The sequence below is a fragment of the Legionella sp. PATHC035 genome, from assembly GCF_026191115.1.
GTDB lineage: Bacteria > Pseudomonadota > Gammaproteobacteria > Legionellales > Legionellaceae > Legionella.
Window position 1 is genome coordinate 244,827 of record NZ_JAPHOT010000001.1, and the last position, 17,621, is coordinate 262,447.

Consider the following 17,621-nt stretch of genomic DNA (forward strand, 5'->3'; position numbering starts at 1 on the left):
GATGAAATTCATCAATCGAATTTTATGGCAAATCTTTTTTTTAACTTGTGCTAAGCTTTTTATTAATGGCTCTGTTTTTGTTGTACTGGAATATAAAAAAACTGGCTTTTTATATGCGGTAATTTATTGAACTCAAAAAAAGAAAAAAAATGTATCAATATAACCCCAAATTACATGTAAAAATCTGGTTAAGCAATAATCCAAATGCGTTTATGAATTTGGAGAATCAGATTCGACTGATTGAAATGCGTGAAAAAAATATCAACGATACAATTCACTTGGTATACGAATCCAGCTTGCTCACCCAGACATCAGTTAATACGCTACACGAATTTTGTAGAGAACATCGAATTCATTTAATTGATGCCAACACAATTCACTCCTTCCTTCAAACAGATAACGAAAAAAAATTGTACCAATTTTATAAAGACGAAATTTGTAATTTGAAAATGGGCGGGAACCTAGCTGTTGCCAGTGATATTTTAAGATGGCTTTCTCCAATATTTAAAAAAGGAACTTATACCGATTTTGATTTTCCAATTGATACGACTCAGCTTCCTCAACTTATTCCAACTGAAATGCCAATATTACTCAATATTGGTAGTTTAAGAATGGGAAGAAAAGAATTTATTCTCGCAAATAATGATTTTGTCGCGATTGTAGACGCCCTAGCAGCGCAAAAAGATATTGAGCGTGTACAAAATGGACTCATTGCCCGACTATCTCATTATGATACTGACTTCATTGAGCGCACAGAGGCTGAATTAAACGAAGACAGCTTGATAAATCGTTATCTGTTAAAATTCATGAAAAATCGTTCTGAGTCACTTTATATAGCAAAATCTAAAGAAATTAATCCACCTGATACATCTACTTCTTCATTAAAAATCAGAAAATACATTAATGAAGTGATGGCGGATAAAAATAAATTTTTAGATTTTAATAAAATATCCCCCCAAGAAACTCATGAGGAAGTGATACAAAGATTGAGAAAAAACCTACAGGTTCAACTGAATTTAATAAAATATCTATTTTTTAGTAAAGAATATTCGTTAATTAAACGGATCTTAGAAACAAATGATGATAAGTTTTTGTCTTATTTAATGAAAAAAGAGCGTGATCTATATCTTAAGTCGATTGTTGTATGTACTACAGGTCCAATACAGATATCGAATGCCTTATTTCATGGCTATGTGGTGGATGCCAATAAATTCAGCAAAGAAATTCAACCCCACTCGTTTAATCATTATGGCTTACAAAAAGCCTTTTGTTCACAAAACTCTATCCCTTTGCATGAAAATGTTCTGGGGATGCTCAAGTTTCTTGGTGTTGATGAGGGCGAATTAAATGATTCTTCCTGGTTAGATTCTGGAAAAAAATTACAAAGTTCACGCTCGAAATTACTTGCTGCCCGACAAAAGGAACTTGCTTTAAGCTTACCTACTGCGTTTTTAATGATTAAAAGGGAAGTGGAAGAAAGCATTCAAAAAATGCCTCAAATCCCTTGTCGATCATTTATCAGAGATAAGAATTATTCCAAAAAAGAAGACCTTGAGCTTATTTTAAATTGTTTTACTCAAGAAAATGAATTTAATATCCTTAAATTTAATACTATTTTACTGAATATTCAGAATCATAAACAGGATGACTGTACGCAAAGATTAATCAAAGAGCTTAAAACACTTTGTCATGATGCACTAATTTTTAGTCTTGCAAAAGATAGAAAAATAAAATTAGCTCATCCATCTACTCAATCGCCCCAATCATGCCCAACACCAATTATAAAGAAGAAAATTAGGGGTATCAGCCAGTACATGCATAACCTGATTACCTGGCAAAAGTAGATGAAGATACTCCTGTTTCAATTAACGCTAACATACTGTATTTATTGACTCTATAGTCTATACTCCAATAAGGTCATCCTAATGCCTTAAGACAACAGGAAAGTTGGTATAATTATTATGAGGAATGGATAATGAGTAAAAAAATTCTCTGGTTATCAACCGTCGTATTTGTACTAACATTTGGCCAACCAAGTTTTGCGTGTATTGGTGGCTCGAAGCAGTGTAATTCCCATCACCGATTCGATAGATTAGCCCAAGAGCTGAACCTCACTGCGGATCAAAAAGCTAAAATTAAAGCATATAAAGAAAAAGCTAGAGCTGCATTCAAAGAAAACTACGGTCAACTCAGATTACTTCGCAGTCAAATTAACGCTATGATTCAATCCAATAAAATTGATGAAGCAAAACTTGATTCTTTAATAGAGAAAATAAGTAAAATCAGAGGCTCTATGTTAAAAAGTAGAATAATGATGCAACATCAGATGTTCTCACTCTTAAATGAGAAACAAAAGGCTAAGTTTCTTGAATTAAAGAAAAAATGGTATTTAAAGCGTAATGCTTAGTCTATTCGTCAATCACGAGCGAGAGATCTCCATCATGTGGCACTGAGTTATGATGAAGATCTCCCAGAAAACCAGCGTAGAGTGCATCGCACCTAGTCTGTTCATAAAATTAAGTCTGGAACACTGTCCAAACTATCACTTTAAGGTTTCAATTTAATGTAATGCACTTATTTTTTAAGCACAGCAACCGCTTTAAAGTTTATGGTCACTTCATCTTTTATTTCACTAGTACTTGACCAATCGCCCTGGCCTATACCAAAGTCTAATCGTTTTACTGTGGTATGTCCTTCAACAACAAGATGATCTTTAGGTGATTCAACTGCTGTAAAAGTAAGTACTACGGGTAGAGATTTATTTTTTATGGTTAATATTCCAGCAGCCTCATAATTTTTATCATCCTTTTTAGTGAACTTGGTCGATTTAAATTCAGCTTTGGGAAATTCTTTGGCATTAAACCAATCGGAGCTGAGTAATATTGAAGTTATTTCTGCGTAGGACATAGTGAGGGAGTTAGTATTCACTACCACATCGACCTTACTGTCTTGATAATGTGCCGGATCAGCATTTATTGTTGCGGTGAACTCTTTAAATGAACCAGTAACAGGTGCATTGTTCTGGGTTGCTGTAAAACTTATACTGCTTTCACTGGGAACAAGTGTCCATTCAGGTAAGGCATTTGCATAAGTACTATTCAAAAAAAGTAAAACGAAAACAAACTTTATCATTTTCATGGGAACATTCTCCGTAATATATCATCCTTATTAATAAAGTGATGTTTTAGAGCAGCGGCACTGTGCATAAAAATTGCTGCGATGAGTGCATACCCCAACCATTCATGGATCCATTCAAATAGAATCCTTTTACTGTCATCTGGTGCGATAAGATTAGGTAAGGTAAACAAGCCAAAAAATGATGCTGGTAATCCAGCAGCCGAAGTAATTAACCAACCAGTAATTGGCATGGCAAACATGAACAAGTAAAAAGCCCAATGCATACTGCGAGCAGCAATTTTTTCCAACAAAGGCAAAGCAAGCTCAGGTTGTTCATTGCTCAGACGCCAAATAATTCTAAAAGCTGCCAAAAAAAGGACCAACAAGCCATACTCTTTGTGCCAACCATAGAATTTCAATCTTTGGGGATTCCATGGTAAAGAGACCATGTACAACCCTAGCACTAACAACCCAATAATTAACAAAGCAATAACCCAATGAAATACTATAGCAACAATACCAAAGTGAGTTGCACTATTTTTGATTTGCATGAGAAGTCCCTATTTCTTATCCTGATATGCTTCGGCCCCAATTGAGAGGTTTACTTTATCAGCTACAGAAGGCAGGAAAGCATTTATCCCAAAATCAGAACGATTTATAGTGGTAGTGGCTGTAAAGCCAACTGACATCTTATTACTAATGGGATTCATTCCCTCTTTATTTAAGGTCACATCCAATACCACAGGTTTACTCACACCACGCAAAGTTAAGGTACCATCAACAGTTGCTTTATTATCACCTTTAGGAGTTACCTTGGTACTGACAAAAGTCGCAGTAGGAAAATGTTCCGTATCAAAAAACAACTTACTTTTTAGATGCTTATCTAACTCTGGAATACCGGTAACCATATCCGCAACATCAATCTTCACGTTGACTTTACTTTGACTTGGATTCTGTTTATCAAGAATTAATTGACCGGTCCCATACCATTTACCATATTGAGTTGAAAAGCCCAAGTGATCAATGCTCCACAACACAAAAGTATGGTTTTTATCCAATGTATACGTTTCTGGTGCGGCATGAATTGGCGTCATAGAAAAAGTGAGTGCCATAAACAAGAATGAGGACAAGCATCCTAAAATTTTTTTCATTATTAACTTCCTTTTTTTAATGAGAATTTGAAATAATTGTATTTAAACTTTTACTCAGGCTTGAGACTGCCACCAACTATCCGCTCACAGAGTCCTTTGGGTAACAATATAAAAGCATCTTTTTGTTTGTCTTTAGTCGCAGAAGAGGCGCATGAAGCTGTTGCAGTAGCGCAATCATTCATTCCCTTTTTAGCAATTCCATAACATTTTTCCGTTGTGGAATTTGTATCGTTGTTGTCAGCTGCTGAACTTCCCGTTGCAACTAAAACAAAAAAAGCAGTCATTACTGATTGCACTAATTTATCTCGAATTAACATAGTTATCCCTTCATTAATGTATGTCTTGTTTAACATACAATAGTGTCATGGAAACAACAAGTAAAAGGAAAAAAAACGGCTTCCGACGTCACCTAGGTATTCATTCCGGCTATTAAAAATCAATCATTGTAATCTTGCCAGCAAATGGGAGTACCGCCAAAAGAGGGGCAGTAAGTTTTTGCTTTAATGTATTAATATTAGCTGATAAAGCCTCCATGTTTGGGTCAATGCAATTTGCAATCCATCCCGTGCATTGAATGTTATTTGCATGCAAAACAGCTTCCGTTAACAACGAATGATTAATACATCCTAATTTCATGCCAACCACTAAAATAACAGGGAGCTGGGTAATCTGTAAAAAATCAATCCATGTTTGATTGTCATTTAGCGGCACCATTAACCCACCCGCGCCCTCAATGAATAATGTTTCAATACCCTCCAGTTGCAAGTTAAGGCAATAGTCTGCAATTTCAGTAACGCTTAAACACACTCCCTCATTCTGTGCCGCAATATGAGGGGAAACCGGAGCTTTAAATCGCCATGGATTGATTACATCCATGGGGATGTTTATCTTGCTGTTTTTTTGTAAATTCTGCGCGTCACTGTTCACTAGTGTATTTTCTATTTCCATGCATCCACTTGCTACTGGTTTAATTGCAGCTGCCGATGAAAAATAATCTAACAGACTTGCCGTTACATAGGTTTTACCGCAATCTGTATCAGTACCCGTAATAAAAAATCGCTTCATTGAATAAATCCTCGGATTTCCTCGATAAATAAATCGATATGAGATAAAAAAGGCATATGTGCCGCTCTTTTGAACAGAATATAATGAAACTTGGGATAATTCAGTTGCATCGAACTCATTGTTTTAATGGAAACAATGGGGTCAAGACGACCAAACATAAAACACGTGGGTTTAGCAAACTGTTTCAGCTCCTCTCGTAAATCCCATTCTTCTAGAATTTCAAGGCCTAATTTCAACCCTTCGGGAGAGGGAAGTTTATTAGGCAGATGCTGCACTCGATCATGAATAGTTAATCCATTGAGTTCCATAAATTCGTTTAAAGTACCCTTTGGCTCTTGTAATAATTTTTTGTAAAATTTTTTAAAAACATCCTGAGAAACCCCTGGCCATCGATCCGTGTGCAAAAATCGAGGTGATGATGTCACGTTAATAAGAGAGTGAACTCGTTCAGGTTCTTCTAATGCAAAACGGATGGCATATAAGCCCCCCATAGACCAACCTACTAATGCAAATTGTGGGGGTAATTGGCTCAATAAAAACGTTTTGAATGAATCCCAGTCCATGATTGGACTATGACCAAATCCAGGCAAGTCAATTAAGATGAGCTGATACTCCATGGAAAGTTTAAGCACTAATGGCAACCAAACTCGACTGTCAAATCCCCATCCGTGCAGAAACACAATAGGGAATCCTTTTCCATAACTACTGATGCTGATATTCATAAATGACACTTAATTGATTAAATAACTCCCGGATCTGTTCTGGAGTATGATTGTAATTTAAAATGACGCGCAAACCGGATGCTTTGGCACTGACTGTAGGCCGTCTTATAGCAGAACAGCTAATTCCTTTTTTCTTCAACTCACGAGCATAATATAATGCCAAATGCGGACAGCCTAATTGAAGTTGCTGAATTGGGGTAATTGAATCAGACCAATTTAGCGGAGTTTCTTTGATATAGGATCGAAATAGCGTAATGAGTTGTGTTAATTTCGACCTTCTATCTTCTGCATTAACTACAAATTCCAATGCATGCAACAAGCCATAACTTAAGGCAGGACTTATGGCAGTTGAATAGATAACAGAGCGACCGGCTTGTAATAAAGCATAGATCCAATCTGCTTTACCAGCAACCAGTGCACCTTGAGCAGCATAGGCTTTCCCTAGAGGAATAATCCTCAACGGAACTTCGTTTTGAGTTAAACCATGATACGCTACTGCCCCCCTTCCCTGAGCGCCTAGGAGCCCAAAAGAATGAGCCTCATCAACCAAGAGTGCACTTTGGTTTGTACTACACAAAGAGGACAGTTTTGCCAAAGGAGCGATTTGGCCACTCATGCTAAAAACTCCCTCAGTAATTAATGCGGATCCATTGGCATAAGTTATTAATTTACGGTCTAAGTCATTTAAATTATTATGTAGATAGCGTGTATAGTTTACTTGTGATAGAGCTAAGCCATCATAAATTGATGCGTGTATTTCTTTATCAATAAAACAATGGACTTTTAATTGACCAAGTAAGGCTGTAACCGCAAGATTTGCTGCATATCCTGAAGAAAATAAAATACAATCATCTACCGCCAATAAGTTAGCAAATGCCTCTTCAACTGCTCGATGATTGGGGTGATAGCCACTTAATAACATTGAGGCACCGCTTCCACAAGGATACAGAGCATACCCTCGCTGGTATCCTTCTGCAATTCGTGGGTGCCTACCTAGCGACAAATAATCATTACTGTCAAAATGGATTAATGACGAATCATCAGCGTTTATTATCCTATTTCTTAATAGGCCTTCTTGAGCGAGCTGATTCGTATAATCCTTAATCTTGTGACTTATAGGCATTTAAACCATCTCAGTTAAACCTAGCTTGCTAAATAGGGCTTTATCTTTTACTCTTTGAGGATTTTCCTCTGTTAATAATTTATCACCAATAAATACAGAATTTGCTCCAGCAAAGAAACAAAGTGCTTGTAATTCATCACTCATTTCAGTTCTTCCAGCAGTCAAACGAATGACGCTTTTAGGCATTAGTATTCGAGCAGTTGCAATCGTACGAACTAACTCAATCCCTTCGACTGGCTGAGCTTTCGCAAGAGGTGTACCTTCTACTGGAATTAAACGGTTTATAGGAACACTTTCGGGAGGCGTTTCCATGTTGGCTAGAGTTAATAAAAATTCAATACGATCTTCGCGTGTCTCTCCTAAACCTAAAATACCACCACAACATACATTAATTCCGGCTTCTCGCACATTATTTAACGTATCCAATCGCTCGCTGAATTTGCGTGTCGTTACTACTTTCTCATAATAAGAAGGTGATGTGTCGATATTATGATTGTAATAATCCAAACCGGCTTCTTTTAAACAAGCAGCTTGCTCTTGATTTAACATTCCTAAAGTCATGCACGTTTCCAAACCTAAAGACTTCACCCCTTTAATCATTTCTTGTAATTCATTCATGGCCTTATCTGGTGGACAACGCCAAGCAGCTCCCATGCAAAAGCGTTTGGCACCACCCTCTTTAGCTTCCTGAGCTGCTTTTAATACCTCAGCAACTGACATTAAATTTTCTTTTTCTACATGAGTCTTGTGGTGGCCGCTTTGTGAACAATAACCGCAGTCCTCAGGACAAGCACCTGTTTTAATACTGAGTAGAGTAGCGAATTGCAACGAATTAGGTTGATGATATTCTCTATGTACAGCATGCGCCTGGTGCAACAAATCATTAAATGGTTGCTCATAAAGAGCTGTAATGTCAGAAATAGACCAGTGCTTCTTAGTTTGGGTCACAACAGTTCCTCCTATTAAGGAAATAAAAACAATGTAGCCTTGATGCGTCAGTGAGTAATCCGATATTCATGCCCAACGTAGCCAATAACTTCGTATCAGCACATGGTGAGGCCAAGTAGAGCTCCAACACTGGACCTGGAATGACCAACACTACACCAATCCATTATCCAGATAAAATGATGCTTCTCTATGTTAGGCAAAGTGAAGCAAAATTCAGCTGCATCGATATTTCTCATTTTATTTACATGGCGAACATGATAAAGTGCCTCCCAATCTTGTCAACCAAAATTTTAAAAATGGTTAACGTGCATCAATTAATAAGTAGAGATTTGAAACATTTTTGGCACCCTTGCACCCAAATGAAGGATTTTGAAACCTGCCCTCCACTGCTTGTTGAAAAAGCGCAAGGCAGTTATCTTCACACGAATAAAGGGCCTTTGATTGATGCCATTTCCAGTTGGTGGTGTAAATCATTAGGACACGGCCATCCGGCCGTAATGGCAGCAATAACTGAACAACTGAACCATTTTGAACATGTTATTGCAGCAAATACTACACATCCCCAACTTGTAGAATTGGCAGAAGAGCTTGCAAAAATCACTCAAAAACAACATGTTTTCTTTGCCAGTGATGGCTCTAGTGCAGTTGAAATAGCAATGAAATTGGCCATTCATGCAAGCCAAATTAAAGGCTTCACCGACAAGAATCAATTTATCGCTCTTAAAAATGGATATCACGGAGAAACATTAGGTGCAATGAGTATCAGTGATCTAGGCCTTTATAAATCCCCCTACACTTCATTTGGTCTAACGTGTCATTTTATTCAAAATATTCCCTATATCACTGGCAATAAAGATCTTTTATGGAGTGATTGTGATTCGTATTGGACTGCTGTAGAAAAAGAATTAGCAGCAGTAAGCGACAAAGTCTGCGCCATAATTGTTGAGCCGTTGATTCAAGGCGCAGGAGGAATGTTGTGTTATAGCCCCGACTTTCTTAAAAAACTCTCATCCTGGGCTAAAAGCAATAATATTTATCTTATTGCTGATGAAATAATGACGGGGATGGGACGTACAGGCCAATGGCTGGCCTCACACCATGCTGATGTAGAACCGGATCTGATTTGTCTATCCAAGGGATTAACTTCAGGATCCATTCCTTTAAGCTGTATCATGATTGATAGCTCTATTTTCGAACTTTTTTACGCTGATTATGCCAGCGGTAAATCGTTTCTTCATTCACACACCTACAGCGGTAATGCACTCGCAGTGAGCGCAGCATTGGCAACCATACGTGTCATGCATGAAGAAAATATCCTCATGCAAGCTCAAAACCTCGGGGAATACATGTTAAGTACTTTGACTGAAATAGCGCAAATTTCAGGCAGGTTAAGCAATGTTCGAGGAGTTGGCGCAGTTGTCGCAGCGGATCTTGAGGAAATAGGACATGATCGTATAGGGAATAAAGTGTATCAGCAGGCATTAAATCATGGTGCATTAATAAGACCAATTGGAAACACGCTTTACTGGCTTCCTCCGTTAAATACAAGTCATGAAGTAATTGGGAAATTAGCAGAAATCACACTACACTCTATAAAGGGAGCCTATGTAACACCATAATTATGCGCAAAATATGCAGAAACTTGACATTTTTTGTCTACAAACGATTCAAATTATTCTGGATATTTTTCACCATTTTTTTGCTTGCAGTCTTCTCATATGTCAATTGGCATAATAACGTCACCAACTCTCTCACCTTGGTTACCGAGGAAAGCACTAAACTATCACAAAAGGTCGATCACTTTATTAATGATATATTTCAGAGCGCATATCAAATTCCATCTGATCAAAAAAATAAGCTCTCGTGTTCAGTCGATTTTATTCCTTATTTACAACACATCGTCATCAATCATCCACAAATCTCGGGATTGGCCATCCGCAATCTAAAACATCAAATTACATGTTCCACCTTACCTTTCAATCAGACCTTTCTCCTGGGTCGTAATCTACACCAGATGATTATTGGGCCATTAACAACACCTATGTTTAATCTTCCAATTTATGCAATACAAAAAAAAATTGGTGATTATCAGGTAGAGGTAGTGATGATGTCCTCGATGCTGGAAAATATATTGAAAACACCAGATAGTGTTTCACGTACCGTCACCTTGTATGATGTAAATAAGAAGAAAGAACTGATTCAAGTGGGAAAAGTAAACGACAAATCCTGGATAGGTCATTTAACATCTGACTCATCTTTCGCATCAGAAAGAGTATTTGCCACAGCCAAATTATCAAGTCTTAATGGAGTTTTACTCATAGTATCTGAACCCAAGCACGTAATGATGAATAGTCTATGGTTTAATCAAATTTTGCTTGCTCTCGATGTTTTGGTATTTTCAATTTTTTTATACTTTGTCATTAAGAATATTTTTATTCAACATTACTCTTTGCATGGAGCAATAAAACAAGCACTTCGCGGCAGACAATTTTACCCTGTTTACCAACCATTATTTGATGCAGAATCCAGGACCTATTCCGGAGCTGAAGTCCTATTAAGATGGCAGGATAATTATGATGAAATTATAATGCCTGATCTGTTCATAGAGGAAGCTGAAAATACAGGGTTAATTGTCCCGATAACATTACAAATTATTGAAATAGCATTTAAAGAAGCCAAAAATATCTTAAAAAATCATCCTACATTCTATTTATCTTTTAATATTTGTGCCCTACATTTTACTGATAGTCATTTTTTTCCCAAGTTTTATAAACTTGTGCAGCACTATTCTATTTCACCTGGACAAATATTATTGGAAATAACAGAACGCTATTTACTCGATATGAATAATAAAATTTACATCAACAGGATGCATGAACTTAGAAAAACCGGTTATTCATTGGCTATAGACGATTATGGAACAGGACATTCGAGCATCAGCTATCTACAGTATTATCCTTTTAATTATCTTAAAATCGATAAATTATTTGTACATGCCATAGGGACTAAGGCCATCGCAGAGACATTAAATGATGCAATAATTCATTTAGCAAAAAAAATTAATTTAATTATTATTGCAGAAGGTGTAGAAACCAAAGAGCAACACGACTATTTATTACAAAATGATGTTCGATTCCTTCAAGGTTGGTTTTTTTCAAAGGCCTTGCATGTGGAACAATTAATTGAACTGATTCAGGGGGAGAAAAATGAATAAGAACATAGGATGGTATTTTTTGCTGCTTTTAGGAATCTCAGTACCAAGTTTTGCTGAACCTTTAGATACAGAGGGAAATTATTGGCAATGCTTCGCTCATGATGCGACTCATGCCAAATGGTCTTCACAAAGTCCTTATCAAAAAATAGCATTGAATCTTTCTTATGCTGAATGTAAAAAAAACAGTAAGGCGCCAGCTACCTGTAGAACAACTAAGATGGGCTGTATTCGATTCATTAACGGTATCAATGTCATGCCCATGTGGCGATGTACCGCTTTGGACAGGGAAGCATTATCATGGCGAAGTAATCTTTATCCCAATCGCGAAGATGCTGCATTGGCTGCTCTAGCATACTGCAAACATAAGAGTCCAGTGCCTTATACTTGTTATATGAATGTAGTAACATGTATTAATCAAAATGAGATATAAAATATGGTTTATTGTGTTGGAATAACAGGTGATATAGCGAGTGGGAAAACTACTGTTGCTGAACTTTTTTCCAAACTGGGTATGGAAGTAATATATGCTGATAAAATTTCGAGGGAACTAACCCAAAAGAATAAAGACGCATACACAAAAATTCTTGAGCATTATGGTCGTAGCATTCTTAAAGAAGATGACGAACTGGATCGTAGTAAATTAAGAGAAATCATTTTTTCTAACCACAAAGAGCGGTATTGGCTTGAACAACTATTACATCCTCTTATACGACACGAAATTAAAAAGCGGGCTGATGAATGCACCACTCCTTATTGTGTTATAGAAATTCCCCTGCTGATCACAAAACAAACTTATCCCTATATCAAGCGGACGTTGCTTGTATGTGCGCCCAAAGAAACACAAATCTCACGGCTAATGCAACGCGATCAATCCAATGAAAAACAAGCTCAGGCTATTTTATCCACTCAACCCGATTGGGATAAACGTTTGGAAAATGCAGATGATATAATTATTAATAATATGGGGATCGAAGAGTTAACTAAAAGAGTACACGATTTACATTATAGATATCTTCAGGAAGCTAAAAAGGACCAATAAATATTTTACCCTCGTATATGAGTTAATGAGAAGTCCAAACGAGTCTTAATCGCCGAGGTAAAATATATGGAGTATAACGACTGCCAGGGACTCAATGATCAATGAAATTAATTACTTTAAATTTATGGGGAGGACACATAAGAAACCCCCTGTTAAAATTTATCAATGAACATCGTGATGTTGATATATTTTGCCTACAAGAAGTGTATTACAACGCACACCGTAAAATAACTGAGGAAGATAGAGAACTTAGTTTAAATATATTTGCTGACTTACAACGACTTCTTCCTAATCATTTTGCAATTTTTAAGCCTGCTGTTGAAAATGTATATGGCGTTGCGATGTTATTAAAAAATAACATTGATATTTTAGGAGAGGGAGAGATCAATATTCATCAAAAGCAACATTATCCAGGAATAGGATTAAACCATCCTCGAAACTTGCAATGGGTTGAATGCGAAATCAATAAAAAAATTTATTCCATTCTAAATGTGCATGGTCTCTGGAATGGGCAAGGAAAAAAGGATACTCCTGAGCGAATCAATCAGTCATACCGTATTCGTCATTTTATGGATACCATCAATACGCCTAAAATTTTATGTGGCGATTTTAACTTAAGACCTGACACAGAAAGTATGCGCATAATTGAGCAAGGAATGAGCAATCTAATTACGATGAACAATATTAAATCGACAAGAACTCGTTATTATAAAAAACCCGAGAAATATGCGGACTACATTCTGACCTCACCAGACATTGTAGTGAATCAGTTCATTGTCATGAATGATGAAGTTTCTGATCATGCTCCATTGTTTCTTGATTTTAATTAGGATTAGATGCTTTATATGCCGGAGTTGCTCCACAGCAAGAACAGCCAACGAGGAGTAAATAGACTTGTTATGAAAATACATGGACAGTCTACTCCTGTTTATACCCTCAAAGATAAGGCGATTTTATAAGCCCTGCGTACTTTATGTTTCCTTAACCGCCTAGGCTATACTTAAAAAAATACTTCATAATCTTTGAGCGTATGAAATGAAAATTTCAGTAATTTTCGCAAATGTTGAATATATTGACATTCCTTTTGGTCACTTATATCAACTGGACAAGGTTGGTATTTCAAACATCATCATTTTGCTTAATGAAGATGAGTTTGAAAAAGCACATACAGCCCGATTCGTGGTATTTGATCATACACAGCCTCAAACAGTTATTGAGCATTATCAATCTCAAAGTGATCGACTAAAAATCGACATGATAAATACTGGGAGAGCGACTACAGAGGAAGAAAAATTAGATTTTTATTTGAAGCATGCAGAAGGCGAATTTCAGCTCAATCTCTTTCTTTGTAAAGGATCGTTCGATGGTTTAAATGAAGAAATAAGTGCTAAACCACTGATAAGAGAAACTACGGAATACATGCATATTCCTTTTTTTAAAAATACGAAAAGAAAAAAAGTTCCTTTGTTTCAAAGTCCTTGCTCATCAGATCAGACGATTGAATTATTGCAACACGAATTAAACCCCTGTTTTTGTTATCAAATGTCTCCTTTTGATGTGTTGCATTATCAATGGCTATTCAATATTTTTGTTGAATTAATTCATCTTAAAATTGAATTACATGAGGGAAAAAATGCGGACTTCTTATCTGAATTAAATAAAATAATTAACCATTTTAATAAAACAATACACCATTTCGAAAAAGCAGAAATGGCATTCGAAAAAACGAGTAAAAAAGCATATGATACTTTCGACAAACCCGATCTAATCCTTCGACTACGACATGAGAAACATGTAAAAAAGAAAGAAAGGCTTGATAAAGATTTTCCCATTCTAGTCAATAAACTAGTCAAGCTCTATGAAAAATTAGCATCGCTGGATAATCGTCATCTATTAAATGAGACAGATGAAATGATTAGTGACGATTTTATTGAGGCTATCGAAACCAAACCATTGGGTAACTAACATGTAACACCAAATGGTTCTTTTACAATCCAGTGCATCATATATTTTTTCGCCATACCCTCAAGATTTGCAGCACTAGGTCAATAGGTAATTTTTTACCATAGCAATTACTGCATGATTCGCTTCAGGGAACTGTTCAGGATTTAACTCGTGCTGGTAAACCCATTTCATAGCCAGTTGCCCTTCCAAACAGGAAGGCACTCCAGAAAATTGATTCACAAGAAAAATAATTAATTTTACTGTTTTATCAGGATATTGGTGGTGGACTTCACCGAGTAACTGGTATTGATTAACCTCTAAGCCCACTTCTTCTCGTACTTCTCGTATTAATGCGGATGATGATGTCTCATCTGTTTCTAATTTACCGCCGGGAAATTCCCAACATCCTCCATGAGGTACATGAAAAGGACGTTGGGTTATTAGAATTCGTTGCTGCTCATCAATAATGACCGCTACGGCAACGGTGATGCTCACGCCAGGCTTCCATGACAAGATTTATATTTTTTACCTGATCCACATGGACAAGGATCATTTCGACCTACTTTCTTTTCTTGTCGCTTGTAGGTTTGCGGCTGAGCTTCTTCTTCATTTTCATCGGCATAACTGCCATGTTGTAAACTCATTTTACTGACCTGATCAGCACGTCGTTGTTCTTCAACGGCATTCACGTCTTCTTCAGTTTGAATTTCAACTGAAGAAATTAAACGAACTACATCATACTTTAAATTATCAAGCATGGTGGTAAACAGAGTGAAAGCCTCCTTTTTATACTCTTGTTTTGGATCTTTTTGCGCATAACCACGTAAATGGATACCTTGACGTAATTGATCCATTGCAGCCAAATGTTCACGCCATTGGTTATCTAAGGTTTGTAAAACCACAGACTTTTCAAACTGTGACATCGTGGCTCTTCCAGCTTGTTTTACTTTTTCATCGTATTTACGTTCAGCGAGATCAAGCACTTTTTCTCTAATTTGTTCTGGTTGGATATGATGATCTTCTTCAATCCACTCAAGTACTGGTGCTTTGAGTTTAAATTCATCCATCAGGATATCACTTAAAGCTTTGGGGTCCCATTGATCCTCCAAACTTTGTGGAGGAATATAGGTATCGACAAGATTAGATATCACTTCCTCTCTCATCGTGTTGACCATCTCCTCAGTATCCGTCATTTCCATGATTGAGGCACGTTGAGTATAGATGACTTGCCTTTGATCATTAGCGACATTGTCATAATCTAGCAATTGCTTTCTGACATCAAAATGGTGTCCTTCTAGCTTTCGTTGAGCATTCTCAATTGCTTTGGTAACCAAGCTATGTTCAATAGGCTCACCCGGTTTCATACCTAAACGACGCATCATCGATGCAACACGATCTGACGCAAAAATTCGCATCAAATTGTCTTCAAGTGACAGGTAGAAACGGCTACTTCCGACATCGCCCTGACGTCCAGAACGACCTCGCAACTGATTATCAATCCGGCGTGACTCATGACGCTCTGAGCCTATAATTCTTAGTCCGCCGGCTGCAAGTACTTCATCATGGCGTTTTTGCCACTCTTTTTTTACAGCATCTATTTCATCGGCAGTTGCTGTTTCAGGCAATTGCGCCAAATCAGCAGATAAACTTCCACCCAGTACAATATCTGTTCCCCGACCAGCCATATTGGTAGCAATGGTTACGGCACCAGGTCGACCCGCTTCAGCAATAATCTGTGCTTCTTTTTCATGGAACTTAGCATTAAGTACTTGATGTTTAATATTTTCTTTTTTAAGGAGTTGACTTAAAAATTCAGACGCTTCTATCGAAACAGTACCAACAAGAACAGGTTGTTTGCGCGCGATACATCCACGAATATCTTCGATAACAGCCTCAAATTTATCTTTTTGAGTTAAATAAACCAAATCAGACTCATCTTTGCGTACCATAGGTTTATTTGTAGGAATTACAACCACATCAAGGTTGTAAATCTGCTGTAATTCATAGGCTTCGGTATCTGCTGTTCCCGTCATTCCTGATAATTTGTTATACATACGGAAAAAATTCTGGAATGTAATTGAAGCCAGAGTTTGGTTTTCATTTTGAATGGAGACCCCCTCTTTAGCCTCAACTGCCTGATGCAGCCCTTCAGACCATCTTCGGCCAGGCATGGTTCGACCAGTATGCTCATCAACGATAATCACCTGACCGTCTTTAACGATATAATCGACATCACGATGAAACATCGCATGGGCTTTTAATGCTGCATTGACATGGTGCATTAACATAATGTTACTGGCATGATATAGGCTCTCACCATGATCCAAAAGTTTTGCTTTAACCAGTAACTCTTCAATATGTTGATGGCCTGCGTCTGTAAGATGTGCCTGCTTTTGTTTTTCATCAACGGTGTAATCCCCTTCTCCACCCTCTTCTTCTTGTTTCTTCAAATGGGGGATCAACGTATTAATTTTGATATAAAGTTCTGAACTGTCTTCAGCCGCACCTGAAATAATCAGAGGGGTACGTGCTTCATCGATGAGAATTGAATCCACCTCGTCCACTATAGCAAAATTTAGCTCTCTTTGTACTTTGTCTTCTAAACTAAAAGCCATATTATCGCGCAAATAATCAAAGCCATACTCATTGTTTGTTCCGTATACAATATCGCAACGGTAAGCTTCTTGTTTTGCAGGATGTGGCATATCAGGAAAAATCACACCTACAGTTAATCCCAAAAACTCGAAGATAGGCTTCATCCATTGACTATCCCGTTTAGCAAGATAATCATTCACTGTAACAACATGGACACCACGCCCAGTGATCGCGTTTAAGTATGCAGGCAAAGTGGCAACTAATGTTTTACCTTCCCCTGTTCGCATTTCAGCAATATTACCTTCATGCAACACCATTCCACCGATTAACTGCACATCAAAATGACGTAAGCCTAAAGTGCGTACAGATACCTCTCTTACTGTAGCAAAAGCCTCTGCTAACATCTCATCAAGGCTTTCTCCCTCTGCAAAACGTGCTTTAAAATGCTGGGTTTTTGCGGCCAATTCAGCATCAGTGAGTGCTTGCATTTGTGGCTCAAATGCATTAATTGCCATTACTGCCTTTTCCATACGCCGCAATGTACGCTCATTTCGGCTTCCAAACATTTTCTTAATCAACGTATTGAGCATGGCCTAAATAATCCTCTGGAGATATCAAATAACAAATTGCTTAATGTACTAAAATTTGGGGAAAAATACTATGAATACCTACTAATTTAAGTGAATCTTCATGGTTTAACTTA

Annotated in this window: 18 protein-coding genes; 8 read left to right on the forward strand and 10 right to left on the reverse strand. The window is 37.2% G+C overall.

Going from position 1 to position 17,621, the window contains the following annotated elements; genetic code table 11:
* The first annotated feature begins 149 nt into the window (after positions 1–149).
* Both OQJ13_RS01070 and OQJ13_RS01075 read left to right on the forward strand, forming a co-directional pair.
* Complete coding sequence (locus OQJ13_RS01070) at positions 150–1,844, forward strand: glycosyltransferase family 88 protein (protein ID WP_265708566.1); 1,695 nt, start codon at positions 150–152, stop codon at positions 1,842–1,844.
* Positions 1,845–1,975: 131 nt separating this feature from the next.
* A complete protein-coding gene (locus OQJ13_RS01075; protein ID WP_265708568.1) occupies positions 1,976–2,407 on the forward strand; it encodes a Spy/CpxP family protein refolding chaperone in 432 nt (143 codons plus the stop codon).
* 167 nt (positions 2,408–2,574) lie between these two features.
* Here OQJ13_RS01075 and OQJ13_RS01080 read toward each other — a convergent pair whose 3' ends face one another.
* The 8 genes from OQJ13_RS01080 to bioB all read right to left on the reverse strand — a co-directional run bounded on the left by OQJ13_RS01080 (position 2,575) and on the right by bioB (position 8,126).
* A complete protein-coding gene (locus tag OQJ13_RS01080; protein ID WP_265708569.1) occupies positions 2,575–3,138 on the reverse strand; it encodes a YceI family protein in 564 nt (187 codons plus the stop codon).
* A complete protein-coding gene (locus tag OQJ13_RS01085; RefSeq protein WP_265708570.1) occupies positions 3,135–3,668 on the reverse strand; it encodes a cytochrome b in 534 nt (177 codons plus the stop codon). Before OQJ13_RS01085 ends, OQJ13_RS01080 begins: the two co-directional genes overlap by 4 nt.
* Before the next feature lie 9 nt (positions 3,669–3,677).
* Entirely contained in the window at positions 3,678–4,268 is a 591-nt protein-coding gene (locus tag OQJ13_RS01090) for a YceI family protein (RefSeq protein ID WP_265708571.1), read from the reverse strand.
* A gap of 50 nt (positions 4,269–4,318) precedes the next feature.
* On the reverse strand, positions 4,319–4,585 hold the full coding sequence (locus OQJ13_RS01095; protein WP_028380471.1) for a DUF2282 domain-containing protein: 267 nt from the start codon (positions 4,583–4,585) through the stop codon (positions 4,319–4,321).
* A 112-nt stretch (positions 4,586–4,697) separates the two neighbouring features.
* Complete coding sequence (gene bioD, locus OQJ13_RS01100) at positions 4,698–5,333, reverse strand: dethiobiotin synthase (protein ID WP_265708573.1); 636 nt, start codon at positions 5,331–5,333, stop codon at positions 4,698–4,700.
* Positions 5,330–6,055, reverse strand: coding sequence for an alpha/beta fold hydrolase (locus OQJ13_RS01105; RefSeq protein ID WP_265708575.1), 726 nt, complete (start codon positions 6,053–6,055; stop codon positions 5,330–5,332). Before OQJ13_RS01105 ends, bioD begins: the two co-directional genes overlap by 4 nt.
* Positions 6,036–7,178: an aminotransferase class I/II-fold pyridoxal phosphate-dependent enzyme gene (locus OQJ13_RS01110; protein ID WP_265708576.1), complete on the reverse strand. Its 1,143-nt coding sequence runs from the start codon at positions 7,176–7,178 to the stop codon at positions 6,036–6,038. Before OQJ13_RS01110 ends, OQJ13_RS01105 begins: the two co-directional genes overlap by 20 nt.
* Complete coding sequence (gene bioB / locus OQJ13_RS01115; RefSeq protein WP_265708578.1) at positions 7,179–8,126, reverse strand: biotin synthase BioB; 948 nt, start codon at positions 8,124–8,126, stop codon at positions 7,179–7,181.
* Positions 8,127–8,422: 296 nt separating this feature from the next.
* On the opposite strand from bioB, the gene bioA reads away from it, so the two are divergent.
* From bioA to OQJ13_RS01145, 6 genes are all read left to right on the forward strand, one after another.
* Positions 8,423–9,745 (forward strand): adenosylmethionine--8-amino-7-oxononanoate transaminase, encoded by a 1,323-nt coding sequence (gene bioA, locus OQJ13_RS01120; RefSeq protein WP_265711863.1) that lies wholly within the window; start codon positions 8,423–8,425, stop codon positions 9,743–9,745.
* A 23-nt stretch (positions 9,746–9,768) separates the two neighbouring features.
* Entirely contained in the window at positions 9,769–11,340 is a 1,572-nt protein-coding gene (locus OQJ13_RS01125; protein WP_265708579.1) for an EAL domain-containing protein, read from the forward strand.
* Positions 11,333–11,770: a hypothetical protein gene (locus OQJ13_RS01130; RefSeq protein ID WP_265708580.1), complete on the forward strand. Its 438-nt coding sequence runs from the start codon at positions 11,333–11,335 to the stop codon at positions 11,768–11,770. Before OQJ13_RS01125 ends, OQJ13_RS01130 begins: the two co-directional genes overlap by 8 nt.
* A gap of 3 nt (positions 11,771–11,773) precedes the next feature.
* The gene (gene coaE, locus OQJ13_RS01135) at positions 11,774–12,379 is read left to right on the forward strand and encodes a dephospho-CoA kinase (protein WP_265708581.1); all 606 of its coding nucleotides are present in this window, start codon (positions 11,774–11,776) and stop codon (positions 12,377–12,379) included.
* 101 nt (positions 12,380–12,480) lie between these two features.
* Complete coding sequence (locus tag OQJ13_RS01140) at positions 12,481–13,209, forward strand: endonuclease/exonuclease/phosphatase family protein (RefSeq protein ID WP_265708582.1); 729 nt, start codon at positions 12,481–12,483, stop codon at positions 13,207–13,209.
* 205 nt (positions 13,210–13,414) lie between these two features.
* Complete coding sequence (locus OQJ13_RS01145; RefSeq protein ID WP_265708583.1) at positions 13,415–14,344, forward strand: hypothetical protein; 930 nt, start codon at positions 13,415–13,417, stop codon at positions 14,342–14,344.
* Between the two features lie 75 nt (positions 14,345–14,419).
* Here OQJ13_RS01145 and mutT read toward each other — a convergent pair whose 3' ends face one another.
* Both mutT and secA read right to left on the reverse strand, forming a co-directional pair.
* Complete coding sequence (gene mutT / locus OQJ13_RS01150) at positions 14,420–14,818, reverse strand: 8-oxo-dGTP diphosphatase MutT (RefSeq protein WP_265708584.1); 399 nt, start codon at positions 14,816–14,818, stop codon at positions 14,420–14,422.
* Positions 14,815–17,508 carry a preprotein translocase subunit SecA gene (gene secA / locus OQJ13_RS01155; protein ID WP_265708585.1) on the reverse strand — a complete coding sequence of 898 codons (2,694 nt, stop codon included), beginning with the start codon at positions 17,506–17,508 and terminating at the stop codon, positions 14,815–14,817. Before secA ends, mutT begins: the two co-directional genes overlap by 4 nt.
* Between the last annotated feature and the right edge of the window lie 113 nt (positions 17,509–17,621).